The organism is Alistipes senegalensis JC50 (genome assembly GCF_025145645.1).
GTDB classification, from domain to species: domain Bacteria; phylum Bacteroidota; class Bacteroidia; order Bacteroidales; family Rikenellaceae; genus Alistipes; species Alistipes senegalensis.
In genome coordinates this window covers 1,450,588-1,475,594 of the sequence record NZ_CP102252.1, presented here as the reverse complement: position 1 = coordinate 1,475,594, position 25,007 = coordinate 1,450,588, and the positions used below count along the sequence as shown (strand labels likewise).

General features: G+C 60.2%; 30 protein-coding genes. 17 read left to right on the top strand and 13 right to left on the bottom strand.

Going from position 1 to position 25,007, the window contains the following annotated elements; genetic code table 11:
- Positions 1-8: 8 nt before the first annotated feature.
- The gene (locus NQ519_RS05810; RefSeq protein ID WP_019152109.1) at positions 9-2,210 is read right to left on the bottom strand and encodes a RelA/SpoT family protein; all 2,202 of its coding nucleotides are present in this window, start codon (positions 2,208-2,210) and stop codon (positions 9-11) included.
- An 82-nt stretch (positions 2,211-2,292) separates the two neighbouring features.
- Between NQ519_RS05810 and trhA the strand changes: the two genes are divergently transcribed.
- The gene (gene trhA, locus NQ519_RS05805) at positions 2,293-2,949 is read left to right on the top strand and encodes a PAQR family membrane homeostasis protein TrhA (RefSeq protein WP_019152110.1); all 657 of its coding nucleotides are present in this window, start codon (positions 2,293-2,295) and stop codon (positions 2,947-2,949) included.
- A 1-nt stretch (position 2,950) separates the two neighbouring features.
- Positions 2,951-3,853: a PHP domain-containing protein gene (locus NQ519_RS05800; protein WP_019152111.1), complete on the top strand. Its 903-nt coding sequence runs from the start codon at positions 2,951-2,953 to the stop codon at positions 3,851-3,853.
- Here the strand turns inward: NQ519_RS05800 and NQ519_RS05795 are convergent.
- The 12 genes from NQ519_RS05795 to NQ519_RS05740 all read right to left on the bottom strand — a co-directional run bounded on the left by NQ519_RS05795 (position 3,806) and on the right by NQ519_RS05740 (position 15,985).
- Positions 3,806-4,579: a class I SAM-dependent methyltransferase gene (locus tag NQ519_RS05795; protein WP_019152112.1), complete on the bottom strand. Its 774-nt coding sequence runs from the start codon at positions 4,577-4,579 to the stop codon at positions 3,806-3,808. The genes NQ519_RS05800 and NQ519_RS05795 overlap by 48 nt on opposite strands.
- A 1-nt stretch (position 4,580) precedes the next feature.
- Positions 4,581-4,769 (bottom strand): exodeoxyribonuclease VII small subunit, encoded by a 189-nt coding sequence (gene xseB, locus NQ519_RS05790; protein ID WP_019152113.1) that lies wholly within the window; start codon positions 4,767-4,769, stop codon positions 4,581-4,583.
- Positions 4,751-6,010: an exodeoxyribonuclease VII large subunit gene (xseA, locus tag NQ519_RS05785; protein WP_019152114.1), complete on the bottom strand. Its 1,260-nt coding sequence runs from the start codon at positions 6,008-6,010 to the stop codon at positions 4,751-4,753. The genes xseB and xseA overlap by 19 nt, the downstream gene beginning before the upstream one ends.
- Positions 6,010-6,921 carry a 1,4-dihydroxy-2-naphthoate octaprenyltransferase gene (gene menA, locus NQ519_RS05780; RefSeq protein ID WP_019152115.1) on the bottom strand — a complete coding sequence of 304 codons (912 nt, stop codon included), beginning with the start codon at positions 6,919-6,921 and terminating at the stop codon, positions 6,010-6,012. The genes xseA and menA overlap by 1 nt, the downstream gene beginning before the upstream one ends.
- 31 nt (positions 6,922-6,952) lie before the next feature.
- Positions 6,953-7,501, bottom strand: coding sequence for an energy transducer TonB (locus NQ519_RS05775; RefSeq protein WP_026076788.1), 549 nt, complete (start codon positions 7,499-7,501; stop codon positions 6,953-6,955).
- A gap of 245 nt (positions 7,502-7,746) precedes the next feature.
- Positions 7,747-8,043, bottom strand: coding sequence for an MGMT family protein (locus NQ519_RS05770; RefSeq protein ID WP_019152117.1), 297 nt, complete (start codon positions 8,041-8,043; stop codon positions 7,747-7,749).
- Positions 8,043-9,128 carry a peptide chain release factor 1 gene (gene prfA / locus NQ519_RS05765; RefSeq protein ID WP_019152118.1) on the bottom strand — a complete coding sequence of 362 codons (1,086 nt, stop codon included), beginning with the start codon at positions 9,126-9,128 and terminating at the stop codon, positions 8,043-8,045. Before prfA ends, NQ519_RS05770 begins: the two co-directional genes overlap by 1 nt.
- 170 nt (positions 9,129-9,298) lie before the next feature.
- Entirely contained in the window at positions 9,299-10,171 is an 873-nt protein-coding gene (locus NQ519_RS05760) for an alpha/beta hydrolase (RefSeq protein ID WP_019152119.1), read from the bottom strand.
- Positions 10,172-10,183: 12 nt separating this feature from the next.
- A complete protein-coding gene (locus NQ519_RS05755) occupies positions 10,184-11,053 on the bottom strand; it encodes an alpha/beta hydrolase (RefSeq protein ID WP_052308462.1) in 870 nt (289 codons plus the stop codon).
- A gap of 132 nt (positions 11,054-11,185) precedes the next feature.
- Positions 11,186-13,942 carry a leucine--tRNA ligase gene (gene leuS / locus NQ519_RS05750; RefSeq protein WP_019152121.1) on the bottom strand — a complete coding sequence of 919 codons (2,757 nt, stop codon included), beginning with the start codon at positions 13,940-13,942 and terminating at the stop codon, positions 11,186-11,188.
- A gap of 193 nt (positions 13,943-14,135) precedes the next feature.
- Positions 14,136-15,188 (bottom strand): hypothetical protein, encoded by a 1,053-nt coding sequence (locus tag NQ519_RS05745; RefSeq protein ID WP_019152122.1) that lies wholly within the window; start codon positions 15,186-15,188, stop codon positions 14,136-14,138.
- Positions 15,189-15,322: 134 nt separating this feature from the next.
- Positions 15,323-15,985 (bottom strand): leucine-rich repeat domain-containing protein, encoded by a 663-nt coding sequence (locus NQ519_RS05740; RefSeq protein WP_019152123.1) that lies wholly within the window; start codon positions 15,983-15,985, stop codon positions 15,323-15,325.
- A 377-nt stretch (positions 15,986-16,362) separates the two neighbouring features.
- Here NQ519_RS05740 and rpsL point away from each other — a divergent pair, with 377 nt between their 5' ends.
- The 15 genes from rpsL to rplN all read left to right on the top strand — a co-directional run bounded on the left by rpsL (position 16,363) and on the right by rplN (position 25,003).
- Positions 16,363-16,743 (top strand): 30S ribosomal protein S12, encoded by a 381-nt coding sequence (gene rpsL / locus NQ519_RS05735; protein WP_019152124.1) that lies wholly within the window; start codon positions 16,363-16,365, stop codon positions 16,741-16,743.
- 38 nt (positions 16,744-16,781) lie between these two features.
- A complete protein-coding gene (gene rpsG / locus NQ519_RS05730) occupies positions 16,782-17,258 on the top strand; it encodes a 30S ribosomal protein S7 (protein WP_019152125.1) in 477 nt (158 codons plus the stop codon).
- A 16-nt stretch (positions 17,259-17,274) separates the two neighbouring features.
- On the top strand, positions 17,275-19,389 hold the full coding sequence (gene fusA / locus NQ519_RS05725; protein WP_019152126.1) for an elongation factor G: 2,115 nt from the start codon (positions 17,275-17,277) through the stop codon (positions 19,387-19,389).
- Between the two features lie 9 nt (positions 19,390-19,398).
- Positions 19,399-19,704: a 30S ribosomal protein S10 gene (gene rpsJ / locus NQ519_RS05720; protein WP_004329464.1), complete on the top strand. Its 306-nt coding sequence runs from the start codon at positions 19,399-19,401 to the stop codon at positions 19,702-19,704.
- A 120-nt stretch (positions 19,705-19,824) separates the two neighbouring features.
- The gene (rplC, locus tag NQ519_RS05715; RefSeq protein ID WP_026076789.1) at positions 19,825-20,439 is read left to right on the top strand and encodes a 50S ribosomal protein L3; all 615 of its coding nucleotides are present in this window, start codon (positions 19,825-19,827) and stop codon (positions 20,437-20,439) included.
- Position 20,440: 1 nt separating this feature from the next.
- Positions 20,441-21,067, top strand: a complete 627-nt coding sequence (gene rplD, locus NQ519_RS05710; protein WP_026076790.1) for a 50S ribosomal protein L4 — start codon at positions 20,441-20,443, stop codon at positions 21,065-21,067.
- Positions 21,068-21,081: 14 nt separating this feature from the next.
- Positions 21,082-21,372 carry a 50S ribosomal protein L23 gene (gene rplW, locus NQ519_RS05705; RefSeq protein ID WP_019152130.1) on the top strand — a complete coding sequence of 97 codons (291 nt, stop codon included), beginning with the start codon at positions 21,082-21,084 and terminating at the stop codon, positions 21,370-21,372.
- Between the two features lie 5 nt (positions 21,373-21,377).
- Complete coding sequence (gene rplB, locus NQ519_RS05700; RefSeq protein ID WP_019152131.1) at positions 21,378-22,202, top strand: 50S ribosomal protein L2; 825 nt, start codon at positions 21,378-21,380, stop codon at positions 22,200-22,202.
- A gap of 17 nt (positions 22,203-22,219) precedes the next feature.
- Positions 22,220-22,489 (top strand): 30S ribosomal protein S19, encoded by a 270-nt coding sequence (gene rpsS, locus NQ519_RS05695; protein ID WP_015547050.1) that lies wholly within the window; start codon positions 22,220-22,222, stop codon positions 22,487-22,489.
- A 7-nt stretch (positions 22,490-22,496) separates the two neighbouring features.
- Positions 22,497-22,907 (top strand): 50S ribosomal protein L22, encoded by a 411-nt coding sequence (gene rplV / locus NQ519_RS05690; protein ID WP_026076791.1) that lies wholly within the window; start codon positions 22,497-22,499, stop codon positions 22,905-22,907.
- A gap of 4 nt (positions 22,908-22,911) precedes the next feature.
- Positions 22,912-23,709, top strand: a complete 798-nt coding sequence (gene rpsC, locus NQ519_RS05685) for a 30S ribosomal protein S3 (protein ID WP_019152133.1) — start codon at positions 22,912-22,914, stop codon at positions 23,707-23,709.
- Positions 23,710-23,739: 30 nt separating this feature from the next.
- On the top strand, positions 23,740-24,168 hold the full coding sequence (gene rplP / locus NQ519_RS05680; protein ID WP_019152134.1) for a 50S ribosomal protein L16: 429 nt from the start codon (positions 23,740-23,742) through the stop codon (positions 24,166-24,168).
- 11 nt (positions 24,169-24,179) lie between these two features.
- Complete coding sequence (gene rpmC / locus NQ519_RS05675; RefSeq protein WP_019152135.1) at positions 24,180-24,371, top strand: 50S ribosomal protein L29; 192 nt, start codon at positions 24,180-24,182, stop codon at positions 24,369-24,371.
- A 9-nt stretch (positions 24,372-24,380) separates the two neighbouring features.
- Positions 24,381-24,635: a 30S ribosomal protein S17 gene (gene rpsQ, locus NQ519_RS05670; RefSeq protein ID WP_009597655.1), complete on the top strand. Its 255-nt coding sequence runs from the start codon at positions 24,381-24,383 to the stop codon at positions 24,633-24,635.
- Positions 24,636-24,637: 2 nt separating this feature from the next.
- The gene (gene rplN / locus NQ519_RS05665) at positions 24,638-25,003 is read left to right on the top strand and encodes a 50S ribosomal protein L14 (protein WP_018696462.1); all 366 of its coding nucleotides are present in this window, start codon (positions 24,638-24,640) and stop codon (positions 25,001-25,003) included.
- The last annotated feature ends 4 nt before the right edge of the window (positions 25,004-25,007 follow it).

Here is a 25,007-nt window from a genome sequence, read left to right as displayed (position 1 = left end):
TGTACGGATTAGTTGATGCGGTAGGCCCTCTGCACGCCCTTGATGCGCATGATCTGATGGATCAGCGTATCCACGACGCCCGCGCCGGGCACCTCGACCGCGACTTCTCCCGCCAGACAGCCGTTGCCGGCCGGGGCGAAGTTCATTGAGCGGATGCCCAGTTTGAGGTCGCGGACGATGACCTCGGTGATGTGGTTGGCCATGCCCGTCGTGTCCGCCGCCACGATGCGGATCGTCACGCGGAAAGCCCCCTCGGCGTTCTGCCGCCAGCGGGCGTCGATCACCCGGTAGGGATAGTTTTCGCGCATGCGCTTGGCATTGGGACAGTCGCAGCGGTGGATCGTGATGCCCGCATTGATCGTCACGAACCCGAACACGTCGTCGCCCTTGATCGGGTTGCAGCACTTGGCCAGTTTATATTGTATTTTCGAAATGTCGTCGTCGATCACCAGCGCATCCTGCGGCGCGGCGCTCTCCCGCGCGCTGTGCAGCGCGGCCTTCTGGCGTTCGACCTCGGCGGCCGCCGCGCGGCGCTCCTCCTCGGCCTCCCCCGAGAGGTGGCGGGCCAGAATCTCCTTGATCGACCCGAAATCGAGCTTCTGGGTGGCGATCAGGGCGTAGACCTCTGTTCCGAGGCGCAGTTTGAAGTATTTGGCCAGGTAGGCCACCGCCTCGTCGATCGTGATGGCGAATTTCCAGTTCTTGAGCTTGCGTTCCAGCTCCTCGCGCCCCATGCGCGTATGCTTGGCCTGCTCCTCGCGGAGGTAGGATTTGATCTTGTTGCGGGCCTTCGAGGTCACCACGAAGGTCAGCCAGTCCGACTTCGGGGTCTGGTTCTTCTGGGTGAGGATTTCGACGATGTCGCCGTTGCGCAGCTGCTCGCGGATCGGCACCGAACGGTTGTTGACCTTGCCGCCCACACACGTCGAGCCCAGCGAGGTGTGGATGTCGAAGGCGAAATCCAGCACCGTGGCTCCCTCGGGGAGTTTCCGCAGGTCACCGTTGGGCGTGAAGACGAAGATTTCGCCCGAGGCGGGTTTGGCGTCGAAACGCTGCGCCAGCGCGTGCGTCGTATCCTCGATCAGTTCGCGCAGGTGTCCCAGCCACATTTCGCTGGTCTGCGCCCCTTGGTTGACCCCCTTGTAGCGCCAGTGCGCCGCGATGCCGCGCTCGGCCACGGCGTCCATGCGTTCGGTGCGGATCTGCACCTCGACCCAGCGCCCTTCGGCCGACACGGTGGTGTGCAGCGACTCGTAGCCGTTCGACTTGGGGATCGAGATCCAGTCGCGCATGCGGTTGGGATTGGGGGTGTAGAAGTCCGTCACCACCGAATAGGCCGTCCAGCACAGCTGTTTTTCGGCCTCCTTGTCGCAGTCGATGATGATGCGGATGGCGAAGATGTCGTAGACGCCCTCGAACGGGACGTGCTGTTTGTGCATCTTGCTCCAGATCGAAAAGATCGACTTGGTGCGGCTTTTGACATGGTATTTGATGCCGAGGCGGTGCAACCGCTGCTCGATCGGCACGAGGAAGCGGGCGATGAACGCACGGCGCTCTTCGGCGCTCTCTTCGAGCTTCGTGACGATGTGCTCGTAATCCTTCGGTTCGAGGTATTTCAGGGCGATGTCCTCCAACTCGCTCTTGATCGAGTAGAGGCCCAGCTTGTGGGCGATCTGGGCATAGAGGTTCATCGACTCCCAGCTCTTCTTGCGCCACTTTTCGCGCGGGAACATCTCCAGCGAGCGCATCACTTCGAGGCGGTCGGCCAGTTTGATGAGGATCACGCGCGGGTCTTCGGAGTAGCTGACGATCAGGTCGCGGAAGTTGTCGGCCTGCTCCTTGGCCACTTTGAGTTTGAGCTCCGAGATGTTGGCCAGCCCGAGGGTGATGCCCATGACCTGATCGCCGAAGCGCTTGCGGATGTCGGCGCTCAGGGCGAGGAACTCCTCGGCCGGAAGCTGCTTGTGGGCCAGACGCACAACGTCGTGCAGGATGGACGCCACGGAGGAGTTGCGGCCGAGGCCCACTTCCGAGATCACGATCGAAGCCACCGCGACGGCGTGGTCCAGCAGGGGCGAGCCGTCGTAGCGCACCAGCCCGGCGAGTTTCCCGCCGGCATACTCCAACGCTTCGTCAACGAGGCGCTGAGTTTGCTCCGAGAAGTTCGCGCGAACGAGCGTGCGGAGTTTTTCGTACCGTGAAAAGTCCATATTTTACCTGACCGAATGCCTATGCTCGCAAAGATATGAAAAAAAATTATAAATTTGTAACATTGAACCGATACGTTCTGCTATGGCAAAGAAAAAGGAGATTTACGTGCCGACCGTCGGCGAGGAGGTCGCCAATGCCGTGTCCCACGGCGTGATGTCGTTTTTGGCGCTCGTGGCGCTTCCTTTTGCCGCCGTGTGGGCCTATGTGCATGATCCCGACGGGGTTCTGGCGGCGGCCTCGGTGTCGGTTTTCGTGATCTCGATTTTTCTGATGTTCCTCGCCTCGACGCTCTACCACTCGATGAATCCGCAGTCGAAGCACAAGGACGTTTTCCACATCCTCGACCATATCTTCATCTACGTCGCCATCGCGGGCAGCTACACGCCCATCGCGCTGGTGGTCATCGGCGGCTGGCAGGGCGTTTTCATCACCGTCCTCCAATGGGCGATGGTCCTTTTCGGCATCTTCTACAAATCACTGTCCCGCAAGTCGATACCGGCCGTCAGTCTGACCATCTATCTGGTCATGGGCTGGACGATCGTCTTCTTCCTGCCGTTGTTCGTGCGCCGGGCCTCGACGCCGCTGCTGGTGCTGATCGCGCTGGGCGGCCTGCTCTACACCCTCGGGGCCTGGTTCTACGCCAAAAAGGGATTCCGCTATCACCACATGGTCTGGCATCTGCTGATAAACCTCGCGGTCGCGGCGCACTTCGTCGGGATCGTCTTTTACCTCTGCTGATATGGCCGCTTTCGATCTGCACATCCATTCCGAATACAGCAGCGACGGGGAATTTTCCGTTGCCGAACTCGTCGGCAAGTGCCTCGGGGCGCAGCTGACGCTCTTTTCGCTGACGGATCACAATTCGGTGCGGGGCGTCGGCGAAGCCGCCCGGCTGGCCTGCGAACGGGGCATCGGATTCGTTCCGGGCATCGAGATCGACTGCAACTACCGGGGTACGGACCTCCACCTGCTGGGGTACGGCATCGACTGGCGGTCGGCGGATTTCGCACGGCTCGAAGAGGAGGTCGCCGCCAAGGTCATGGCGTCGTTCGGCGGCATGGTCGATAACCTGCTGAAACTGGGTTTCTCCGTGGATGCCGAAGCGGTGCTGGCGGCCGCTGGAGGAGGACTTCCGACGGGCGAACTGATCGCCGAGGTGATGCTTTCCGACGCGAAATATCATACGCCCCCGCTGCGGCCCTATATGGAGGGCGGCGCACGGAGCGATATGCCTTACATCAACTTTTATCTTGATTATTTCGCCCAGGGACGTCCGGCGTTCGTGCCCGTGGAGTATATGGATTTCCGCCGGGCCGTCGAACTGGTCCGCGACAACGGCGGGGTGCCGGTCGTGGCGCATCCGGGGTTGAATTTCCGGGGCCGCGAGGAGATCGCCGAACAGCTTTTGGGCCGCGGGGCCGCGGGACTGGAGGTCTTCAACAACTACCACACTCCCGAACAGGCCGCTTATTTCGCCTCGCTGGTCCGGTCCGAAGGGGCCCTGATGACCTGCGGGAGCGATTTCCACGGCAAGACCAAACCCCGCATCGCCGTCGGACGCTTCCCGTCGGACAGCCGTTTCGACGGCCGTCTGTCAGACTTTGTAAACCACGTAGATGTGATCGGCGGGCAGGGCGTATAGCCTGCGCTCCTCGTCGGTGAAGGTCGCGGCGTAGTCGATGTCCGCGGCCTCGAAGCCCGCTTCGCGCAGGCGGTCGGCATAATCGGCGCCGTAGATGCGCCGGTGGTCGTACTGCCCGAAGATGCGCGTGCGCTCGTCGGGGTCGGTGATCGAATCGTCCTCGTAGGTCCGTTCGTAATCCCGGTCCACGGGCGAGAGGACGATGCCCCAGCCGCCGGGTTTGAGGATGCGGTGCAGTTCGCGCAGCGCTTTCCGGTCGTCGGCGACGTGTTCCAGAATGTGGTTGCAGATCACCACGTCCACCGAATCGTCGGCCAGCGGGATCTGCTGCACGTCGAAATGGATGTCCGCCAGCGGGCTTTCGAGGTCGGCCGTGACGTATTGTCCCGGATGCGGACGGAAGTGGGGTTTGAGGTGGCGCATGATGCAGACCTCGGGGGCGATGTGCAGCGTGCGCGGAAAGGCGGTCAGGAGGTCGGTCTCGCGCGTCAGGTAGAGCCACAGCAGACGGTGGCGCTCCAGCGACAGACACTTGGGGCACAGCGCGTTGGACCGCGACTGCACATAGCCGTAGGGCATGAATTTCCGGTATTTCGCGCCGCACACGGGGCATTCGACCCCGCGGCCCTTGTAGAGGAGTCCCGCCGCGGGCACGGCCCATCCGGCGATGCGTTGCAGCACGGGGCGCGGAATGTGGTTCAGCGACCAGCGGATCAGCTTTTTCATCCTATTCCAACACTTTGTTCACGTCGGCTTCGGCCTTGCGCAGGCGCGCCTTGCACGAGGCTATCAGCTCCGTGGCGCGTTTCACCTCCGCCGCGAGGCCGTCCACGTTCATCTCCTCGCTGCGCAGGCGTCCGAGAATCTTTTCGATCTCGGCCATCGCCTCGGCGTAGGTCAGCTCTTTTTTTGCCATATCTTTTCAGCGTTTACGGTTGCACTTATCTTGCCGTCGGCGACTTCGACCTCGATGGGTTCGCCCGCCGCGACCGCCCGGACCGAGGTCACCGCCCTGCCGCCGCTCCGCACCACGGCGAATCCCAGCCGGAGGATGCGTTCGGGCGAACGCCCGGCGATCAGTTCCGCGGCGTTTTCCAGCCGCGTCGTCTGCCGCGCGAGGAAATCCCGCGCTGCTTCGGGAAGCACCCCTGCGAGGTGTTCCAGTTGCAGCGACTGCCGGGTGAGAAGTTCGCCGCTCAGCCGCCGCAGCTCGCCCGAAAGGCGTTCGAGACGCACCTCCGAGGCGTGCATCGCCGCCGCCGTCGTGTCATGGAGTTGCAGGGCGGCGCTGTCGAGCCATCCTTCGATTCCGGCCATCCGTTCGACGAGCCATCCGGCCACCGCCGTCGGAGTTTTGAGCGCCGTGTGGGCCACCATGTCGGCGACGCTGGTGTCCTTGTCGTGCCCGATGCCCGTCAGAATGGGCAGCGGGAACTGCGCCACGTGGGCGCAGAGGCGGTAGGCGTTGAAACAGTTGAGGTCGCTCCTCGACCCGCCGCCGCGGATCAGCACCACGGCGTCGAAATCCTCCGCACGGTCGGCCACGGCGCACAAGGCTTCGACGATGGATTCCTCGGCCGCTTCGCCCTGCATGAAGGCGTCGAACAGCGTGAGGCGGAACCGGTAGGGGCTTTTGTCCAGCTCTTTGCAGAAGTCTTGGTAGCCCGCGGCGTTGACGCTCGACACGATGGCTATGCGCTGCACGACGGCCGGCATCGGCACCTCGCGGTTCATCTCCCAGACTCCGTCCTGCTGCAACTGCGCGATGGTCTGCTGCCGCTGCCGCTCCATGTCGCCCAGCGTGTACGAAGGGTCGATGTCGGTGATTTGCAGCGAGAAGCCGTAGAGTTCGTGGTAGGAGACCAGCACCTTGGCCAGTATCTTGATGCCCGCGGCCAGCGGCTGCCCCGTTTCGGCCTCGAAATAACCCGAGATGCGCGGGTAGTGCGAACGCCATACGACGGCCCGGGCCTGCGCCGTCGGCACGCCGTTGTCGCCGCCCTTCTCGACCAGTTCGAGGTAGCAGTGGCCCGAGTAGTTGACCTTTATTTCGGAAATTTCGGCGTTCACCCACACGGGCAGGGCGAACTGCCCTTCGAGCGCCGCTTTCACGCGGCGCTGCAATTCGCGCAGGGTGATATGTTGCGTCTCAGCCATCAGCCCAGCAGGATTCCGGCGGTGAACAGGGCTCCGAACAGCAGGATGTTGCGGGCCGTTTCGCCCAGACAGACGTTCAGTTCTTCGCCGTGGTCGATGTGCACCATCTTGCGCCACGTGGCGGTGTGCGCCGCGAGGTAGGCGAGGGGCAGCAGCGCGGCCCACGGGCGGCCTCCGGCCAGCAGCGTGAGGCAGAGCGCGACGGCGGCGGCCCCGAGGGCGAAATAGCCCCAGCGGCCGACTCCGGCCCCGAGGCAGACGACGACCGTGCGCTTGTCGCAGCGCGCGTCCTCGTCGCGGTCGCGGAAATTGTTGACCATCAGCATCGTGTCGATCACCAGTCCGCAGGCCAGCGCTGCGACCGAGACTTCCCAGGTCCACGCTCCGGTCTGGATGTAGTAGGTGAATCCCACGGGGATCAGTCCGAAGAAGAGGATGACCGCGATGTCCCCCATGCCGTGATAGGCCAGCGGCCACGGGCCGGCGGTGTAGAACCAGGCGAAGACGACGCAGGCGGCGCCCACGGCGACGAGCTCCCAGCCGCCGTAGCGGAGAACGCCGGCATGCAGGGTCCAGACGAGCAGTCCGATTCCCGCGGCGCAGGCCGCGAGGGTGAACGCAACGATGCCGGCCTTCATGGCCGGAAGGGTGATGTAGCCTTTGGCGAAGGCGCGGTCGGGTCCCAGCCGGTCGGGTTTGTCGGCTCCTTTCATAAAGTCCCAGAGGTCGTTCACCAGATTGGCCGTGCACTGCATCAGCACGGCGAACAGCAGGCACAGCAGGGCCGGCAGCCAGTGGAACGAGCCGTCGGTGCGGGCCAGAGCCGAGCCGACGAGGACGAGGATCACGGAGTTGCCCAGACTATACGGCCTCACGGCCAGTATCCAGGCGGAAAGGGAGTTGGTTTTCATAGACGGGGATTCATTTCTGCGGGGATGGTTTTCAGCGGATGACGAGCTCCACGGGACGCGGCATGCGCTTGCCCTCGGGGAGCTGGATGCGCAGCACGCCTTCGCTCTCGATCGGGCGGCCGTTCTTTTGGGCCGGGGTCCAGCGCGGGGCCTCGGCCACGGCTTTCAGCACGCGCCGTTTGAGGCGTTTGTCGGTCGATTCGAGCTCCTGATGGACGACGGTGTCGCCTTCGGGCGTGACCTTGTAGCGCAGCACCACGCGGGCGGCGGGTTCGCTCGCGTCCCACCGCACCCGGCTGGCGATATAGTGGCCGAACGTGGAGTCGGCGGGGAAAGTCGCGGGCTGGTCGTAGCGCAGGGTGATGAGCATGACGCCGTGCACGGCGCGCTGGCCGTAGCGGGCGATGGTCTCTTCGTCGGCGGGGAGCATCTCGACGTTCTCGATGTCCTCGGGCGGTATCGAGCGGATTTCCGTCGTCTCCTTGCCGTTGACGATGTACATCGGCGTAGGTTTCGGCGACGCAGCCCGGACGGTTGCGGCGAAACTCAGGAGAAAGAGAAGTATGACGTATCTTTTCATAGCTGAACGATTCCTGTTTTTCGATATAATGTAGTTCCCGACCCCCGTTTTTGCCGCCTGCGGCGTCATTTGCAAATCCGACCCACCCTTTCCCTCCTTCAGGGAGGGAGATGGCGTGCTTTTCGGACTGTCGGCGTATTGTTTATTGGCAAAACGGTCGCCGGGGGCCGGATATTGTCCGCCGAAACCCGTTTGCAGGCCGGGGCGTGATAGGAATGAAGAGCGCTGCGGCCTGCCGCCGCCCCTTAGAACTCATCTCTTAGGTGGGCGAGGTCCACACACCCGTTGCGCCGGAAACGGATGCCCTCCGCTTCGAGCAGCTCCCGCTGGGCGGTCCATCCGGGGGCCGTGCGGCCTGCGGCGCTGACGACCCGGTGGCTGGGAATCCCCGCCGGAGCCGTGGCCATCGCCCGTCCCACGCGGCGCGCGTAACCGGGCATGCCTGCCAGCCGGGCCAGCTGCCCGTAAGTTACGACCCGTCCCGCGGGAATCTGCGCGACGATGTCGTAAATCTCGGCGTCGAAGTCGGCGGGAAGGTGCATCAGAGCTCGCTTTCTTTCAGACGTTCGGCGTTCTCGGCCACGATCAGATGGTCGATGCAGTCCTGGATGTCGCCGTCCATGAAGGCTGCGAGGTTGTAGATCGTATAGTTGATGCGGTGGTCCGTGATGCGCCCCTGCGGGTAGTTGTAGGTGCGGATCTTGGCCGAGCGGTCGCCCGTCGAGACCATCGTTTTGCGCTTCGAAGCGATTTCGTCGAGATATTTCGAGTATTCGAGGTTGAAGACGCGCGTGCGCAGCTCCTCGAACGCCTTGTCGAAGTTCTTCAGCTGCGATTTCTGGTCCTGGCATTGCACGACGATGCCCGTCGGGATGTGCGTCAGGCGGATGGCCGAATAGGTCGTGTTGACCGACTGGCCGCCGGGGCCGCTGGCGCAGAAGATGTCCTTGCGGATGTCGTTCATCGAGATCTCCACGTCGAACTCCTCGGCTTCGGGAAGCACCGCCACCGACGCCGCCGAGGTGTGCACGCGGCCCTGCGTCTCAGTCTGCGGCACGCGCTGCACGCGGTGCACGCCCGATTCGTATTTGAGCGTTCCGTAGACGTTCTGGCCCGTGACTTTCAGCACCACTTCCTTGAAGCCGCCCGCGGCGCCCTCCGACGACGAGGTGATTTCGTAACGCCAGCCTTTCGACTCGATGTATTTGGTGTACATGCGCAGCAGGTCGCCGGCGAAGATCGCCGCTTCGTCGCCGCCCGTGCCGCCGCGGATCTCCATGATGGCGTTCTTCGAGTCCTGCGGGTCCTTGGGAATCAGCAGCAGCTTGATCTCCTCCTCCATCTGCTCCAGCTGGGGCTCCAGTTCGGCGATCATCTCGCGGGCCATTTCGCGCATCTCCTCGTCCTTGTCCGTGGCCAGCGTGTCCTTGGCTTCGGCGAGGTTGGCGATGGCCGTGCGGTAGCGCTCCGAGGTCTCGATGATCGGTTCCAGCTCCTTGTACTCCTTGGTGAGCTGGATGAACTGCTTGACGTCGGCGATGACTTCGGGGTCGGTGAGTTTCTGCCCCGTCTCCTCGTATTTGAGTTTCAGACCGTCCAGACGGTTCAGTATGCTGTTGTCTGCCATAAGTGTTTATTTTGGGTGCAAAGATACTAAAAAGGCGGAGGAGTTCAAAACCGAATCGCAGGAGATTCGGTAAAACTTTCTGACTCATAAAAGTGTCGTTACGACACCAATAATCGGCAAACGGCAATGCGCCTCCCGAAAAAACGAAAGAGGGGCATGCGCCCCTCTCGTTATCGGTTGACCTCCCGCAGCCACTCCAGCACGGCGGCTTTCCAGACTTCGTGGTAGGGGAAGTTCGTGTGGAAGCCCCAGCCGTGCTCGCCCGTCGGGTAGATGTGCATCGAAGCCTTCACGCCGTGGGCTTTGAGCGCTTCGTAGTAGAGCGCGCTGTTGACCGCGGGTACGCCCGTGTCGTCGTCCGAATGGAGCAGCAGGGTCGGGGGCGTGGCCTCCGTCACGCGGTTTTGGAGCGAGTAGTATTCCGACTGTTCGGCCGTGCGGTCCGTTCCCAGCAGGCTGTCGAACGACAGCTGGTGCCCCTTTCCGGGTTCGGCCGTGATGACCGGATAGAAGAGGATCGAGAAGGCGGGTTTGAACGCCCCGATCGTCGAGGCCGTGGCTGCCAGATGGCCGCCGGCCGAGAAGCCCATGACGCCCACCTTGTCGGCGGAGAATCCCGTGGCGCCCGCTTCGAGGCCCGCCATGATGCGCAGTGCTTGCTGAACATCCTCCAGCGGAACTTCGGGATGCCCGTTGGGCATGCGGTATTTCAGCACCGCGGCCGTGACGCCGTTCTGCGACAGCCAGCGGGCCACGTCGTGCCCCTCGTGACCGATGGCCAGCCCCAGGTAACTGCCTCCGGGGCAGATCACCACGGCCTGTCCCGTGGCGCGGGCGGTGTCGGCCGGGTAGATATAGAGTTCGGTTTCGGTCGTGCGGGTCGTGCGGGCCGGGTCGTCCTCTCCGGGGACGGGGACGATGCCGTTGCTGTGGGGCGCGGTCGCGTTGTCCCAGATTTTCAGCGTCGCCACGGGCTTCTGCGCCGTTGCGGCGAACGCCGTGAGGATCGCGGCTGCGGCCGCGAGCGTCGTTTTCAGTTTCATTGCGGTTGCGGTTTAACGTTTGCGGAGCCAGTCCAGCACGGCGTCCTGCCAGGCTGCCTTGTAGCGGAACGATTCGCGGATGCCCCAGCCGTGGCCGCCCGTGGGATAGATGTGCATCGAGGCTTCGATGCCGTGTTCCTTCAGGGCCGTGTAATAGCAGGTGCTGTTGACCGGCGGCACCGTCTTGTCGTCGTCCGAGAGCAGCAGCAGCGCCGGGGGCGTGGCTTCGGTCACGCGGCTCTCCAGCGAATAGGCCGCATCCTGTTCGGGGGTGCGCTCCGCGCTCAGCAGGTTGATGAACGACCCCTGATGGCGCTTGCCCCGCACGGCCGAGATGACCGGGTAAAAGAGGATCGAGAAGTCCGGACGGACGCTGCCGATCGTCGAGGCCATCGCCGCGAGATGGCCTCCGGCCGAGAATCCGGCGATGCCGACCTTCGGGCAGGTGAAGCCTTCGGCGCCCGGCGCGTCGCCGCGCATGATGCGCAGGGCCTGTTCGGCATCTTCCAGCGGCACTTCGGGGTGGTGGTTGGGCATGCGGTATTTCAGCACCGCGCCGGTGATGCCGTTCGCGGCGAGCCATTGCGCCACCTCGTAGCCTTCGTGGTCGATGGCCAGCCGTCCGTAGCCGCCTCCGGGGCAGATCACGACGGCTTGTCCGGTGGCTTTCGACGTGTCGGCCGGGAAGATGTAGAGTTCGGCGTCGGAGGTGTTGGCCAGCCGGTTGGGTTCGGGTTCCTGTTCGGGGGTGTCGATGCCGTTGCTGTGGGGTGCCGAGGCGTTGTCCCAGATGCGGACTGTTAGGGCCTGTCCGTAGTCTTTGGCGGAAGCGGATGCGCTCATAAGCAAAAGTGCCAGTAAAAGTCGGAAGGTTCGTTTCATTTTGGATTGTATGTTTGTAAGCGCCCACTAAGGGACGTTTGAGAAACCGTTTTTCAGAGGTGGAGGCGCGGAACCGGACGAGATCCGGCGCCGTGCTTCACCCCTAAATCCCGGCTCTTAGCCGGCCGGCGCTCAGATTACGATGTTGATGATCTTGCCCGGCACGACGATGATCTTCTTCGGGGTCTTGCCGTCGAGCCACTTTTGCGCTTCGGGTTCCCCGACGACTGCGGCCTGGATCTCGGCGGGCGTCATCGACATGGCGTACTCCTTCTTGAAGCGGAGCTTGCCGTTGACCGACACGGGGTATTCGAAGGCGTCGAGCGCGAGGTGCTTCTCGTCGAAAGTCGGGTAAGCGGCCGTGCAGACCGATTCGGCGTGTCCGAGCGCGGCCCACAGCTCCTCGGCGATGTGCGGGGCGAAGGGAGCGAGCAGTACGGTCAGCGGTTCGAGCACTTCGCGCTTCGAACACTCGCCCAGCTCGTTGAGGCAGATCATGAAAGCCGCCACGGAGGTGTTGAACGAGAAGTTCTCGATGTCCTCCGAGACCTTTTTTATGGTCTTGTGCAGGGTGCGGAGCTCCTTTTCGGTGGCTTTCTCGTCGGTGACGCACAGCTGGCCGTCACGGTCGAAGAAGAGCCGCCAGAAGCGGCGCAGGAACTTGTGCACGCCGTCGATGCCGTTCGTGTCCCAGGGCTTCGACTGCTCCAGCGGGCCGAGGAACATTTCGTACATGCGCAGCGTATCGGCGCCGTAGTTGTCGACGATGTAGTCGGGGTTCACGACGTTGTAGAACGACTTGGACATCTTCTCGATGGCCCAGCCGCAGACGTATTTGCCGTCTTCGAGGATGAACTCCGCATCGTTGTACTCGGGCCTCCACGCGCGGAAGGCGTCGAGGTCGAGGATGTCGTTGCGGACGATGTTCACATCGACGTAGAGCGCCTGCGTGTCGTATTGCTCCTTGAGGCCCAGCGATACGAACTTGTTCGTACCGACGATGCGGTAGACGAAGTTCGAACGGCCCTGGATCATGCCCTGGTTGACGAGTTTCTTGAAGGGCTCCTCCTCGCACACGACTCCCAGATCGTAGAGGAACATGTTCCAGAAGCGCGAGTACATCAGGTGTCCCGTGGCGTGTTCGATGCCGCCCACGTAGAGGTCCACGTTGCGCCAGTACTCGTCGGCTTCGCGGCTCACGAGCGCCTTGTCGTTGTGCGGGTCCATGTAGCGGAGGTAGTAGGCCGACGAGCCGGCGAATCCGGGCATCGTCGAGTATTCGTAGGGATACCCCTCGGGCGTCGCCCAGCCTTTCACGCGGGCCAGCGGCGGTTCGCCCTGTTCCGTGGGGCCGAAATTCTCGATCGGCGGCAGCTCCAGCGGCAGTTTGTCTTCCGACAGCGGGTAGGCCGTGTCGTCCTTGTAGTAGATCGGGAAGGGCTCGCCCCAGTAGCGCTGGCGCGAGAAGATGGCGTCGCGCAGGCGGTAGTTGACGAGCTTCTTGCCCAGTCCGCGCCGCTCGACTTCGGCGAACATCACCCGAATCGCCTCCTTTACATCCATCCCGTCGAGGAAATCCGAGTTGATCAGTTTGCCCGACTTGGCGTCGTACGACTCCTTCTCGATGTCGCCGCCCTCGACCACCGGAACGACCTTCAGCCCGAAGTGGCGGGCAAAGGCCCAGTCGCGCGAGTCGTGCGCCGGAACGGCCATGATGGCGCCCGTTCCGTAGCCCGCCAGCACGTAGTCGGAGATATAGATCGGAATGGCTTTTTTCGTGAAGGGATTGATGGCGTACGAGCCTGTCGCCACGCCGCTTACGCGCTTCGTGTCGGCGATGCGCTCGCGTTCCGAACGCTTGCGGGTCTGGTGGATGTACTCCTCGACGGCGGCCTTGTTCTCGGGCGTCGTCAGCTCGCCGACCCACTCGTGTTCGGGGGCGATGACCATGAACGTCACGCCGAAGATCGTGTCGGGACGGGTGGTGAAGATTTCGAGTTTCTTCGCCGAATCCTCGATGTCGAAGAAGACCTGGGCGCCCTCGGAACGTCCGATCCAGTTGCGCTGGATCTCCTTGAGCGAGTCGCTCCATTCGAGTTTGTCCAGTCCGTCGAGCATCCGTTGGGCGTAGGCCGTCACGCGCAGAAGCCACTGCTTCATGCGCTTCTGCTCGACCGGATAGCCGCCGCGGACCGAAAGTCCGTCGTGCACCTCGTCGTTGGCCAGCACGGTCCCCAGCTTCGGACACCAGTTGACCATCGTGTCGGCGCGGAACGCCAGCCGGTAGTTCTGGAGAATCTGCTCCTTTTCGGGTTCGCTCTTGGCCTTCCATTCGGCGGCCGTGAAGCGCATTTCGGTCGTGCAGGCCGCATCGACGCCCTCGGTGCCGCTCTTCTCGAACGCCGCTACGAGCTCCGCGACGGGTCGCGCCTGCTGCTTCGAACGGTCGTACCAATGGGAGAACATTTCGAGGAACGCCCACTGCGTCCACTTGTAGTAGCCGGGGTCGCACGTGCGCACCTCGCGGTCCCAGTCGAACGAGAAACCGATCTTGTCCAGCTGCTCGCGGTAGCGGGCGATGTTCTGCTCGGTCGTCACGGCCGGGTGCTGGCCCGTCTGGATGGCGTATTGCTCGGCGGGCAGGCCGAAGGCGTCGTATCCCATCGGGTGCAGGACGTTGAAGCCCTTGAGCCGCTTGTAGCGCGAGTAGATGTCCGAGGCGATGTAGCCCAGCGGGTGCCCGACGTGCAGGCCCGCTCCCGACGGATAGGGGAACATGTCCAGCACATAGAATTTGGGCCGCGAGGGGTCCGTTTCCACCTTGTAGGTCTTGTCCGTCCGCCAGCGGCTTTGCCATTTGGCCTCGATCTCCTTGAAATTGTACTCCATATCTCCTCTAAGGATTTTGTTTTGTCGTTGTTTGACCGTTTTTGGTTCTGTCTCTTTCTAAACCCGGCTCTTGGGCGGGCTTGCAAAAATAACAAAAGTTTTCCGATTTGTCATTCTCCGGGTCGCGGAATGGCGCATAAAAAGGGACACGGCCCCGAAAGACCGTGTCCCTTTCCGTTTCCGATGCGGCGCGTCAGTCGTAGAGCGGTACGACGAACATCGAGTAGACCTCGCCGTGTCCCGTGCCGTCGGTGAGCGTGTGGAGGATCTTCTCGCCGTGCCACACCGCGGCGGTGCGCGACGTGCCGAAAAGGGTCCCGGCGCTGAAAACGTCGTCGCCGTAAACGGCTATGGCATAGGGCATCGAGCCTTCGCCCGAACCGTCCGAAAGGTCGTAAAGCTCCCGGCCGTTCTTCCAGACGACACCCTCGTTCTCGAAGCCGTCGATGACGTAGCCCGCGGCGTAGAGCGCGCTCCCGGAGCGGCAGACGGCGGTGGCCTGGGCCGAGGAGCTGCCGTCGGTCAGCGTGTAGAGCACGCTGCCGTCCTTCCAGACGACGGCCTGTGTGCCGGCGTAGCCCGCCGTGTAGAGCGTGCGGCCGTCGAGGCAGAGGGCCGTCGCGCCGGCGTCGGTCTGTCCGTCGGAGAGCGTGAAGTGCGCCTTGTCGTTCTTCCAGACCACGGCGAGCTGCTTCCCGAGTTCGTTTCGGAGGCTGCCTGCGGCGTAAACGTCGCTCCCCGCGACGGCCACGGCTTTGGCCTGCGACACGGCGGGGCTCACCGAATAGGCGTAAGCCTCCGCGCCGTCCTTCCAGATTTTGGCCGTCAGGGCGCCGTTCACGTCCTCGCTGCCGGCGACGTAGAGACTGCCGTCCGCGGCCGAAATCGAATAGAGATAGGCGCTGCCCGAAGCCGGTGCGACGGTGTATTTCAAGGCGCCGTTCACCCAGATTTTGCCGACGATCGCGTCGCCCTGCTGCTCGTAGCCCGCGGCGTAGACCGTGCCGTTATCCACGAAGACGGAGTAGGCCCAGGCGTCGTTCGTGCCGTTGGTCAGGGCGTAGAGCTCGCTGCCGTTTTTCCAGACCGTCGCCACGGACTTTCCGGACGGGGTTTTGTAGCCGGCCGTGTAGATGTCGTAGCCCGAGGGTTTCGGCCGGCTGTCGTTGTCGTCGTCGCTGCATGCTCCCGAGCAGAGGGCCGCTGCGAACAGCGGCAGGAAGAGGTTGTGTAAGAGTTGTTTCATGGCGGTATGCGTTGTTTTCGGTGCGGGTTCGTTCGTCGCCGGGGCGTTCGGTGCTCCGGCGGCCCGTACCGCCGTTCCGGGGGCAAAGTCCGTGCCGCGCCTACCTGCCTGTCTGCCTGCCGCCGAAAAATGGCCTATTCGTAGATGATTTCGGTAGTGGCGGGGACGCTCATCAGGATATTCGCTTCCTTGTGGGCTCGCAGCATACGGAGCTGTTTGAGCGAGGTCATGTCAACGGCATACAACTGTGTGATTTTCGGGCATTGGGTGATGTCGAGCGTTTCGATCTGATTCGACATGAAGCTCATAATGCTCACATAGAGATGTTCCAGCTCCGGATTGCGGCTGACATCGAGCGCGGTGAGCTTGTTGGCCTGCACGTAGAGGTATTTGAGTTTCGGATTTTTCGTTAGGTCGAGTGCCGTCAGCGCGTTGGAGTTGCAGTTCAGGGTTTCCAGTTCGGAAAGGGCTCCGAGGTCTAACGCCGTGAGTTTTCCGTACATCAGTGCCAACGATTTCAGTTTCCGGTTGCGGCTCAGGTCCACCGACGCGAAATTGCATTTGGTGCAGGCAAGCTCTTCCAACTCGGTGAAATACTCGATTCCGGCGAGCGATTCGATTCCGGCGAGTGAGGCATCGGTATTGGCGTCGAGTGTCAGCTTTTTGACTTTTTGGGCTTCGCTTTCGGTTAGGATGCCGTCGCCGTTGGCATCGAAATGCGCGAGGTTGTAGGTTGCGAACGTTGGGTCGTCAAAGGTTACGGGCGTGGAATTCCCCCCCCCTCGTTGTCGTTGCACGCAACCAGCAGGGTCAGGCATGCAGTCGAAAAAAGAAATTTGTTCATGGTCTGAAAATTTTTGATGATTGATTTTTGTCATTCAGGAGGTTGCCCCGGAATGCACAGGCAAATTTAGTGATTTTTCCGCGAATTTCAAGCCTTCCGAAAAGTTCGCATAAGACTATGAAAGGCAGCGGTTTGTAATTTTATGTATAAATGATATGATATATTGCTGTGAAAACTATAAGTAAAAAGAATGAAAAACGGCGCGAAATCCCGTAAAATCACGAAAAAAGATGCCCTTATATATTGTATTTCCGAAAAAATGCGTACCTTTGCAGTCCATTTTGGACAATGGAGATAGATTTTTTTAACAATTAAAGGACAGTTTAAGCAATGCCAACTATTCAACAGTTAGTGAGAAACGGCCGCGTGACGCTGGAGGACAAGTCGAAGTCTCCCGCACTGGCCGCGTGTCCGCAGCGCCGGGGCGTATGTACGCGTGTGTACACCACGACCCCGAAAAAGCCGAACTCGGCCATGCGTAAGGTGGCGCGTGTGAGATTGACCAACGGCAAGGAGGTCAACGCCTACATCCCCGGAGAAGGCCACAACTTGCAGGAGCACTCCATCGTGCTCGTCCGCGGCGGTCGTGTGAAGGACCTCCCCGGTGTACGTTATCACCTGGTGCGCGGTGCGCTCGACTCGGCAGGCGTCGATGGGCGTCGTCAGCGTCGTTCGAAGTACGGTGCCAAACGCCCCAAGGCAGGCAAGTAGTCAAGAGAAATTTTTAACGAAGAACATTTTTAATAGCAATGAGAAAAGCTAAGCCAAAGAAGCGAATTCTACTTCCGGATCCGAAGTTCGGAGACGTGGCTGTGACCCGTTTCGTGAACAACCTTATGCTGGATGGTAAGAAGAGTATTGCCTACACGATTTTCTACGATGCGTTGGATATCGTCGGCAAGAAGATGAAGGATGCTGATAAATCTCCCCTGGAAATCTGGAAACAGGCCCTGGAGAACATCACACCCCAAGTCGAAGTGAAATCGAAGCGTATCGGCGGTGCGACGTTCCAGGTTCCTATGGAGGTTCGTCCGGAGCGCAAGATTTCTATTTCCATGAAAAACCTTGTCCTCTATTCCCGCAAGCGCGCCGGCAAGACGATGGCAGACAAGCTTTCGGCAGAGATACTGGATGCCTTCAACCAGCAGGGTGCCGCCTTCAAACGCAAGGAGGAGATGCACCGCATGGCCGAGGCAAACAAGGCATTCGCACACTTCAGATTCTAAAAGAGAGGATTGACAGATGGCAACCAGAGACTTAAAGTATACTCGCAACATCGGCATCATGGCCCACATCGACGCCGGTAAGACCACTACATCCGAGCGAATCCTTTTCTACACGGGCAAGACCCACAAGATCGGCGAGGTGCACGACGGCGGCGCCACGATGGACTGGATGGTTCAGGAGCAGGAGCGCGGCATCACGATCACCTCGGCCGCTACGACCGCATTCTGGAACTACAAGGGCAACCAGTACCAGATCAACCTGATCGACACCCCGGGACACGTTGACTTCACGGTCGAGGTGGAGCGTTCGCTGCGCGTGCTGGACGGCGCTATCGCCACGTTCTGCGCCGTGGGCGGCGTCGAGCCCCAGTCGGAGACGGTATGGCGTCAGGCCGACAAATACAACGTTCCCCGCCTCGGTTACGTCAACAAGATGGACCGCACGGGCGCCGACTTCCTGTCGGTGTGCGCACAGATCAAGGAGCACTTCGGGGCTACGGCTCTGCCGGTAGTCCTGCCCATCGGTGCCGAGGACAAGTTCGAAGGTCTGGTAGACCTTATATATAATAATGCTATCTATTACTACGACGACAAGACCGTCCGCGACAACTTCGAGTTGAAGGAGATTCCCGAGTCGATGAAGGCCGAGGCTGCCGAATGGCGCGCCAAGCTCATCGAGGAGGTGGCCTCCACCGACGATGCGCTGATGGAGAAGTTCTTCGAGGACCCCGATTCGATCACGGCCGACGAGCTGCTCGCCGCAATCCGCAAGGCCACGATCTCGATGCAGATCGTGCCGATGCTCTGCGGTTCGTCCTTCCACAACAAGGGCGTGCAGAAGCTGCTCGACTACGTGATGGCATTCCTCCCCTCGCCGCTGGATCTGCCCCCCGTCAAGGGCCTGAACCCCAAGACCGAGCAGGAAGAGGTGCGCCACGCTTCGGAGGACGAGCCCTTCTGCGGACTGGCCTTCAAGATCGCTACCGACCCGTTCGTAGGCCGTCTGGCTTTCGTGCGCGTCTACTCGGGCAAACTCGATGCAGGTTCCTACGTCCTCGATTCGCGCAGCGGCAAACGCGAGCGTATCAGCCGTATCTACCAGATGCACGCCAACAAGCAGAACCCGATGGAGACCGTCGGCGCCGGCGACATCTGCGCAGCCGTAGGTTTCAAGGAGATCCGCACGGGCGACACGCTCTGCGCCGAGAACGCACCTATCATGCTGGAGCAGATGACCTTCCCCGAGCCGGTGATCGGTCTGGCCGTAGAGCCCAAGACCCAGAAGGACCTCGACAAGCTCGGTATCGCCCTGGGCAAGCTGGCTGAGGAGGACCCTACCTTCACGGTTCACACCGACGAGGATTCGGGTCAGACGGTTATCAGCGGTATGGGTGAGCTCCACCTCGACATCATCGTAGACCGTCTGCGCCGCGAGTTCGGCGTGGAGATCAACCAGGGTGCCCCGCAGGTGAACTACAAGGAGTCGCTCACCAAGACGGTTCAGCACCGCGAGGTCTTCAAGAAGCAGACCGGCGGCCGCGGTAAGTTCGCCGACATCATCTTCGAGATCGGTCCCGCCGAGGACGGCAAGATGGGCCTTACGTTCGTCGATCAGGTGAAGGGCGGCAACATTCCCAAGGAGTTCATTCCTTCGGTTCAGAAGGGCTTCGAGTCGGCTATGGCCAACGGTGCGCTGGCCGGTTATCCGATGGACTCGATGAAGATCACGCTGATCGACGGTTCGTTCCACCCGGTGGACTCCGACCAGCTGTCGTTCGAGATCGCAGCCCGCAACGGTTACCGCAACGCCGCTCCCAAGGCCGGTTCGGTGATCCTGGAACCCGTGATGTCCGTGGAGGTCGTTACCCCCGAGGAGAACATGGGCGACATCATCGGCGACCTGAACAAGCGCCGCGGCCAGATCACCGGCATGGAGACGAAAGGCACCGCCCGCGTGGTGAAGGCCAAGGTTCCCCTGTCGGAGATGTTCGGTTATGTGACCGTGCTGCGTACGATCTCGTCGGGCCGCGCCACTTCGTCCATGGAGTTCTCGCACTTCGAGGAGGTTCCTGCCAACCTGGCCAAGGAGATCATCGAGAAGTCGAGTGGTAAACGTAAGGAAATAGAATAAGCAAACAATATGAACCAGAAGATTAGAATCAAGTTAAAGTCATTCGATCACAATCTCGTGGACAAGTCGGCCGAGAAGATTGTGAAGACCGTGAAGAGCACGGGCGCCGTCGTGAGCGGCCCGGTGCCCCTTCCCACGCACAAGCAGATTTTTACGGTCAACCGCTCGACTTTCGTCAACAAGAAAGCCCGCGAGCAGTTCCAGCTCTGCACCTTCAAGCGCATCCTCGACATCTACTCATCGACGCCCAAGACGATCGACGCGCTGATGAAGCTCGAACTTCCTTCGGGAGTCGAGGTCGAGATCAAGGTGTGATAGACCGAACGACGTTCCGCCGGCTCCCGAAATGCCGTTTACGGCGTTTCGGACCGGGAACCGGCGGGAAATGAACGCAACATCACTTTACACTATTTTATAACGAACAATTGACAACAAATGTCAGGACTTATTGGAAAGAAAATCGGAATGACTTCCGTTTACAGTGCCGAGGGTAAGAACATACCATGCACTGTCATTGAGGCTGGTCCGTGCGTTGTTACGCAAATCAAAACCGTCGAGAAGGATGCTTACGAGGCGGTTCAGGTTGCCTATGACGAAAAAAGTGAAAAGCACACCAGCAGCAGCTTGTTAGGTCACTTCAAGAAAGCCGGCACCACCCCCAAACGCAAGATGGCGGAGTTCAAGGGGATGCCCGAAGTGGCACTCGGCGACACGCTGACCGTAGAGCTCTTCTCGGAGGAGGACTGGGTTGACGTGACCGGGATCTCGAAAGGAAAAGGCTTCCAGGGCGTCGTGAAACGCCACGGCTTCGGCGGCGTAGGCGGCCAGACCCACGGCCAGCACAACCGTGCGCGCAAGCCGGGTTCGCTGGGTGCGTCGTCCTATCCCTCGCGCGTCTTCAAGGGCAAGCGTCTGCCCGGCCGGATGGGCGGCGAGCAGGTCAAGGTTCTGAACCTGCGTGTATTGAAAGTAATTCCCGAGAACAACCTCATCCTCGTGAAGGGTTCGATTCCGGGAGCCAAAGGTGCTTATTTAACGATTGAAAAGTAGTATGGAATTAGCTGTATTGAACACACAAGGAAAAGAGACGGGTCGCAAGGTAGTCCTTTCGGATGCCGTTTTCGGAGTAGAGGCTAATGACCACGCTATCTACCTCGACGTGAAGCAGTACCTCGCCGACCAGCGTCAGGGCACGCACAAGTCGAAGCAACGCAACGAAGTTGCCGGCTCGACCCGCAAACTCAAACGCCAGAAAGGCACCGGAGGTGCGCGTGCGGGCAGCATCAAGTCGCCCCTGTTCCCGGGCGGCGGCCGCGTATTCGGTCCCCAGCCCCGCGATTACAGCTTCAAACTCAACAAGAAGCTCAAGCAGCTGGCTCGCCGCAGCGCGCTGACCTACAAGGCTCAGGCCGGTGCCATCAGCATCGTCGAGGCCATCTCGATGGAGGCTCCCAAGACCAAGTCGGTAGCTGCGCTGGCCGAGGCGCTGAAGGTCGACGACAAGAAGGTTCTGCTCGTTCTTCCGGAATCGAACGTGAACCTGCAGCTGTCGTGCCGCAACCTTACCTACGTGAAGCCCGTGCTGGCTCAGAACGTCTGCACCTACGACGTGATGAACGCATCGGCCATCGTGATGGTGGAGGGCGCCGAGAATGTATTGAATACGATGTTAGCTTAAAAACGCAAGTTACAATGAACATTATTATTAAGCCGGTTTTGACCGAAAAAATGACGATTCAGGGCGATAAGTTGAATCGCTACGGTTTTATCGTTGACGTAAGGGCTAACAAGCTGCAGATTCGCAATGCCGTAGAGCAGATGTACAACGTCGTCGTTACGGACGTGAACACCGTGAACTACATGGGCAAACTCAAGAGCCGCTATACCAAGGCAGGTCTTCTGGAGGGTCGCGCCAATAACTTCAAGAAGGCTATCGTCACCTTGAAGGATGGAGACAAGATCGATTTTTACAGTAATATCTAACGAAGATGGCAGTAAGAAAATTTAAACCTGTAACCGCAGGTACGAGACATAAGATTATCGGCACGTTCGACGAAATCACGACGAACAAGCCGGAGAAGTCGCTGCTGAGCCCCAAGAAGAGCTCGGGCGGCCGCAACAACGCCGGTAAGATGACGGTTCGCTATATCGGCGGCGGTCACAAGCAGATGTATCGTAATGTCGACTTCAAACGCACGAAGGACGGCATCGCTGCAACCGTAAAATCGATCGAGTACGACCCCAATCGTACCGCCCGCATCGCCCTGCTGGTTTACGCCGACGGTGAGAAAAGCTACATCATCGCACCCAACGGACTCCAGGTCGGCCAGACCGTCATGAGCGGCGCAGGCGTCGCTCCCGAGGTCGGAAACACGCTCTTCCTGAGCGAGATCCCCCTGGGTACGGTCGTGCACAACATTGAACTCTACCCCGGTCAGGGTGCCGCTATGGCGCGTTCGGCCGGTTCCTACGCCCAGCTGCTGGCTCGTGAGGGCAAATTCGCCATCATCAAGCTGCCTTCGGGCGAGACTCGTATGGTACTCGTAACTTGCCGCGCTACGGTGGGTGTCGTGTCGAACGTCGACCACAGCCTCGAGCAGTCCGGCAAGGCAGGACGCGAGCGTTGGCTCGGCCGTCGTCCCCGCAACCGCGGTGTCGTCATGAACCCGGTGGATCACCCGATGGGTGGTGGCGAAGGACGTGCGTCGGGTGGTCACCCGCGTTCGCGCAAGGGTCTGCTTGCCAAGGGTTATAAGACTCGTAACCCGAAGAAGACGACCTCGAAGTTTATTATTTCCAAGAAGAAAAAATAATTAAATAAGAGTACATAATGAGCCGTTCATTAAAAAAAGGACCGTTTATCGACCCCAAGCTCGAGGCGAAGATCGTCGCCCAGGCCGAAGGGAATAAAAAGTCGGTAATCAAAACATGGTCGCGTGCAAGTATGATCTCGCCTGACTTCGTAGGTCAGACGGTAGCCGTCCACAACGGAAACAAGTTCATTCCGGTGTACGTAACTGAGAACATGGTGGGACACAAACTCGGCGAGTTCGCTCCCACCCGCAACTTCCGCGGTCACGCAGGTAACAAGAAAAAATAGGTAGAAAATGGGTGCAAGAAAAGCAAATATGGCCGAGAAAATGAAGGCCGAAAAGAAGCAGAAGGCAATCGCCATCATGCGTGATTGCCCGACCTCTCCCCGTAAGATGCGCCTGGTGGCCGACATCATCCGCGGCGTGGAGATCAACAAGGCACTGGGCATCCTTCGTTACTCGAAGAAGGAGGCGTCGATCCGTATGGAGAAGCTCCTCAAGTCGGCGATCGCCAACTGGGAGGCCAAGAACGAGTCGGAGCGTCTGGAAGACACGAAGCTCTGCGTGAAAGAGGTGTTCGTAGACTGCGGCCGCATGCTGAAGCGTATTCAGGCTGCGCCCCAGGGCCGGGCACACCGTATCCGCAAGCGTTCGAACCACGTAACGATCGTAGTTGACAAAATGGTAACCGTAGAAAACAAGTAATCAGATGGGACAGAAAGTTAATCCGATAGCAAATCGTCTTGGCATCATCCGCGGTTGGGACTCCAATTGGTTCGGAGGCAAGGATTTCTCCGACAAACTCGTCGAAGACGCCAAGATCCGCAAGTATCTGAATGTCCGTCTGGCTAAGGCGAGCATCTCGAAGATCATCATCGAGCGCACGCTGAAACTCGTGACCGTTACGATTTCGACGGCCCGTCCGGGCATCATCATCGGCAAGGGCGGCCAGGAGGTCGACAAACTGAAGGAGGAGCTGAAGAAGCTCACCGGCAAGGAGATCCAGATCAACATCTTCGAGGTGAAGCGCCCCGAGGTGGACGCCGTGATCGTCGGCCAGAACATCGCCCGCCAGCTGGAGGGCCGCGTATCGTTCCGCCGTGCGGTGAAGACCGCCGTGGCTTCGACCATGCGCATGGGCGCCGAGGGTATCAAGATTCAGGTTGCCGGCCGTGTGGGCGGCGCCGAGATGGCCCGCACCGAGACGATCAAGGAGGGACGCATTCCGTTGCATACGTTCCGCGCAGATATCGACTACTGCCTGACGGAGGCGCTTACCAAGGTGGGCATCCTGGGCGTGAAGGTCTGGATCTGCCAGGGCATCGTCTACGGTCAGCGCGACCTGTTCGAGATCGCAGGCGCTTCGGCACAGGCTCCTTCGGGCGACCGCGGTGAGCGCGGCGACCGCCGCGGAGGACGCGGAGACCGTGGCGACCGTCGCGGGGGACGCGGCGATCGTGGCGACCGCCGCGGAGGACGCGGAGACCGCCGCAACAACAATCAGTAGTAAGTAGGACCTTTTTAAAGCAGAACTAACATGTTACAGCCGAAAAAGACCAAATTTAGAAGAATGCAGAAAGGCCGTATGAAAGGTATCGCTCAGAGAGGAAACCAGCTTGCATACGGATCGTTCGCAATCAAGGCACTTGAATCGACCTGGATCACGGGTCGTCAGATAGAGGCGGCCCGTCAGGCCATTACGCGTTACATGAAGCGTGAAGGTCAGCTGTGGATTCGCATCTTCCCCGACAAACCCATCACGAAGAAGCCCGCCGAGGTACGTATGGGTAAGGGTAAGGGTAATCCCGAAGGCTTCGTGGCGCCCGTTACTCCCGGACGCATCCTCTTCGAGGCCGAAGGCGTGCCCCTGGAAGTGGCTCAGGAGGCCCTGCGCCTGGGAGCCCAGAAGCTGCCCATCACCACCAAGTTTATCGTAAGACGCGACTACGTCGAAACCACAATTTAAGGGAACGCAAAATGAAAAGTGCAGAAATCAAGGATATTTCGATCAAGGACCTGCAGGAACGCATCGAGACCGAAAAGGCCCAGCTCGGGAAGTTGAAGGTGCAGCACGCAGTGTCCCCTATCGAGAACCCGTCGATCATCAAGAAGAACCGCAGAGATATAGCTCGCATGCTGACCATTCTGCGTCAAAAAAACGCCAAATAAGCAACAACTATGGAAAGAAATCTTAGAAAAGAGCGTATCGGTGTGGTTGTCAGCAACAAGATGGAGAAGACCATTGTGGTTGCAGTAGCACGTAAGGTGAAGCATCCTATCTACGGCAAGTTCGTGAACAAGACGACGAAATTCGTCGCCGAGTCGCTCGACGAGACCTGCAAGGAGGGCGATACCGTGCGCATCATGGAAACCCGCCCGCTGAGCAAGACCAAGCGTTGGAGATTAGTACAAATCATTGAAAGAGCTAAGTAGTTATGATACAACAGGAAAGTAGACTCGTAGTAGCTGATAACAGCGGTGCGAAGGAGGTCCTCTGCATCCGGGTGCTCGGCGGCACGAAGCGTCGCTACGCATCCATCGGCGACAAGATCGTGGTGGCCGTGAAGAGCGCGACCCCCTCGGGCGATGTCAAGAAGGGCGCCGTATCGAAGGCGGTCGTCGTAAGAACCACGAAGGAAATCAGGCGTGCAAACGGTTCGTACATTCGTTTCGACGACAACGCCGTGGTGCTGCTTAACAACCAGGGTGAAATGCGCGGTACTCGTATATTCGGCCCCGTAGCTCGCGAGCTGCGCGACCAGTATATGAAGATTATCTCCCTCGCACCCGAAGTATTGTAATCAT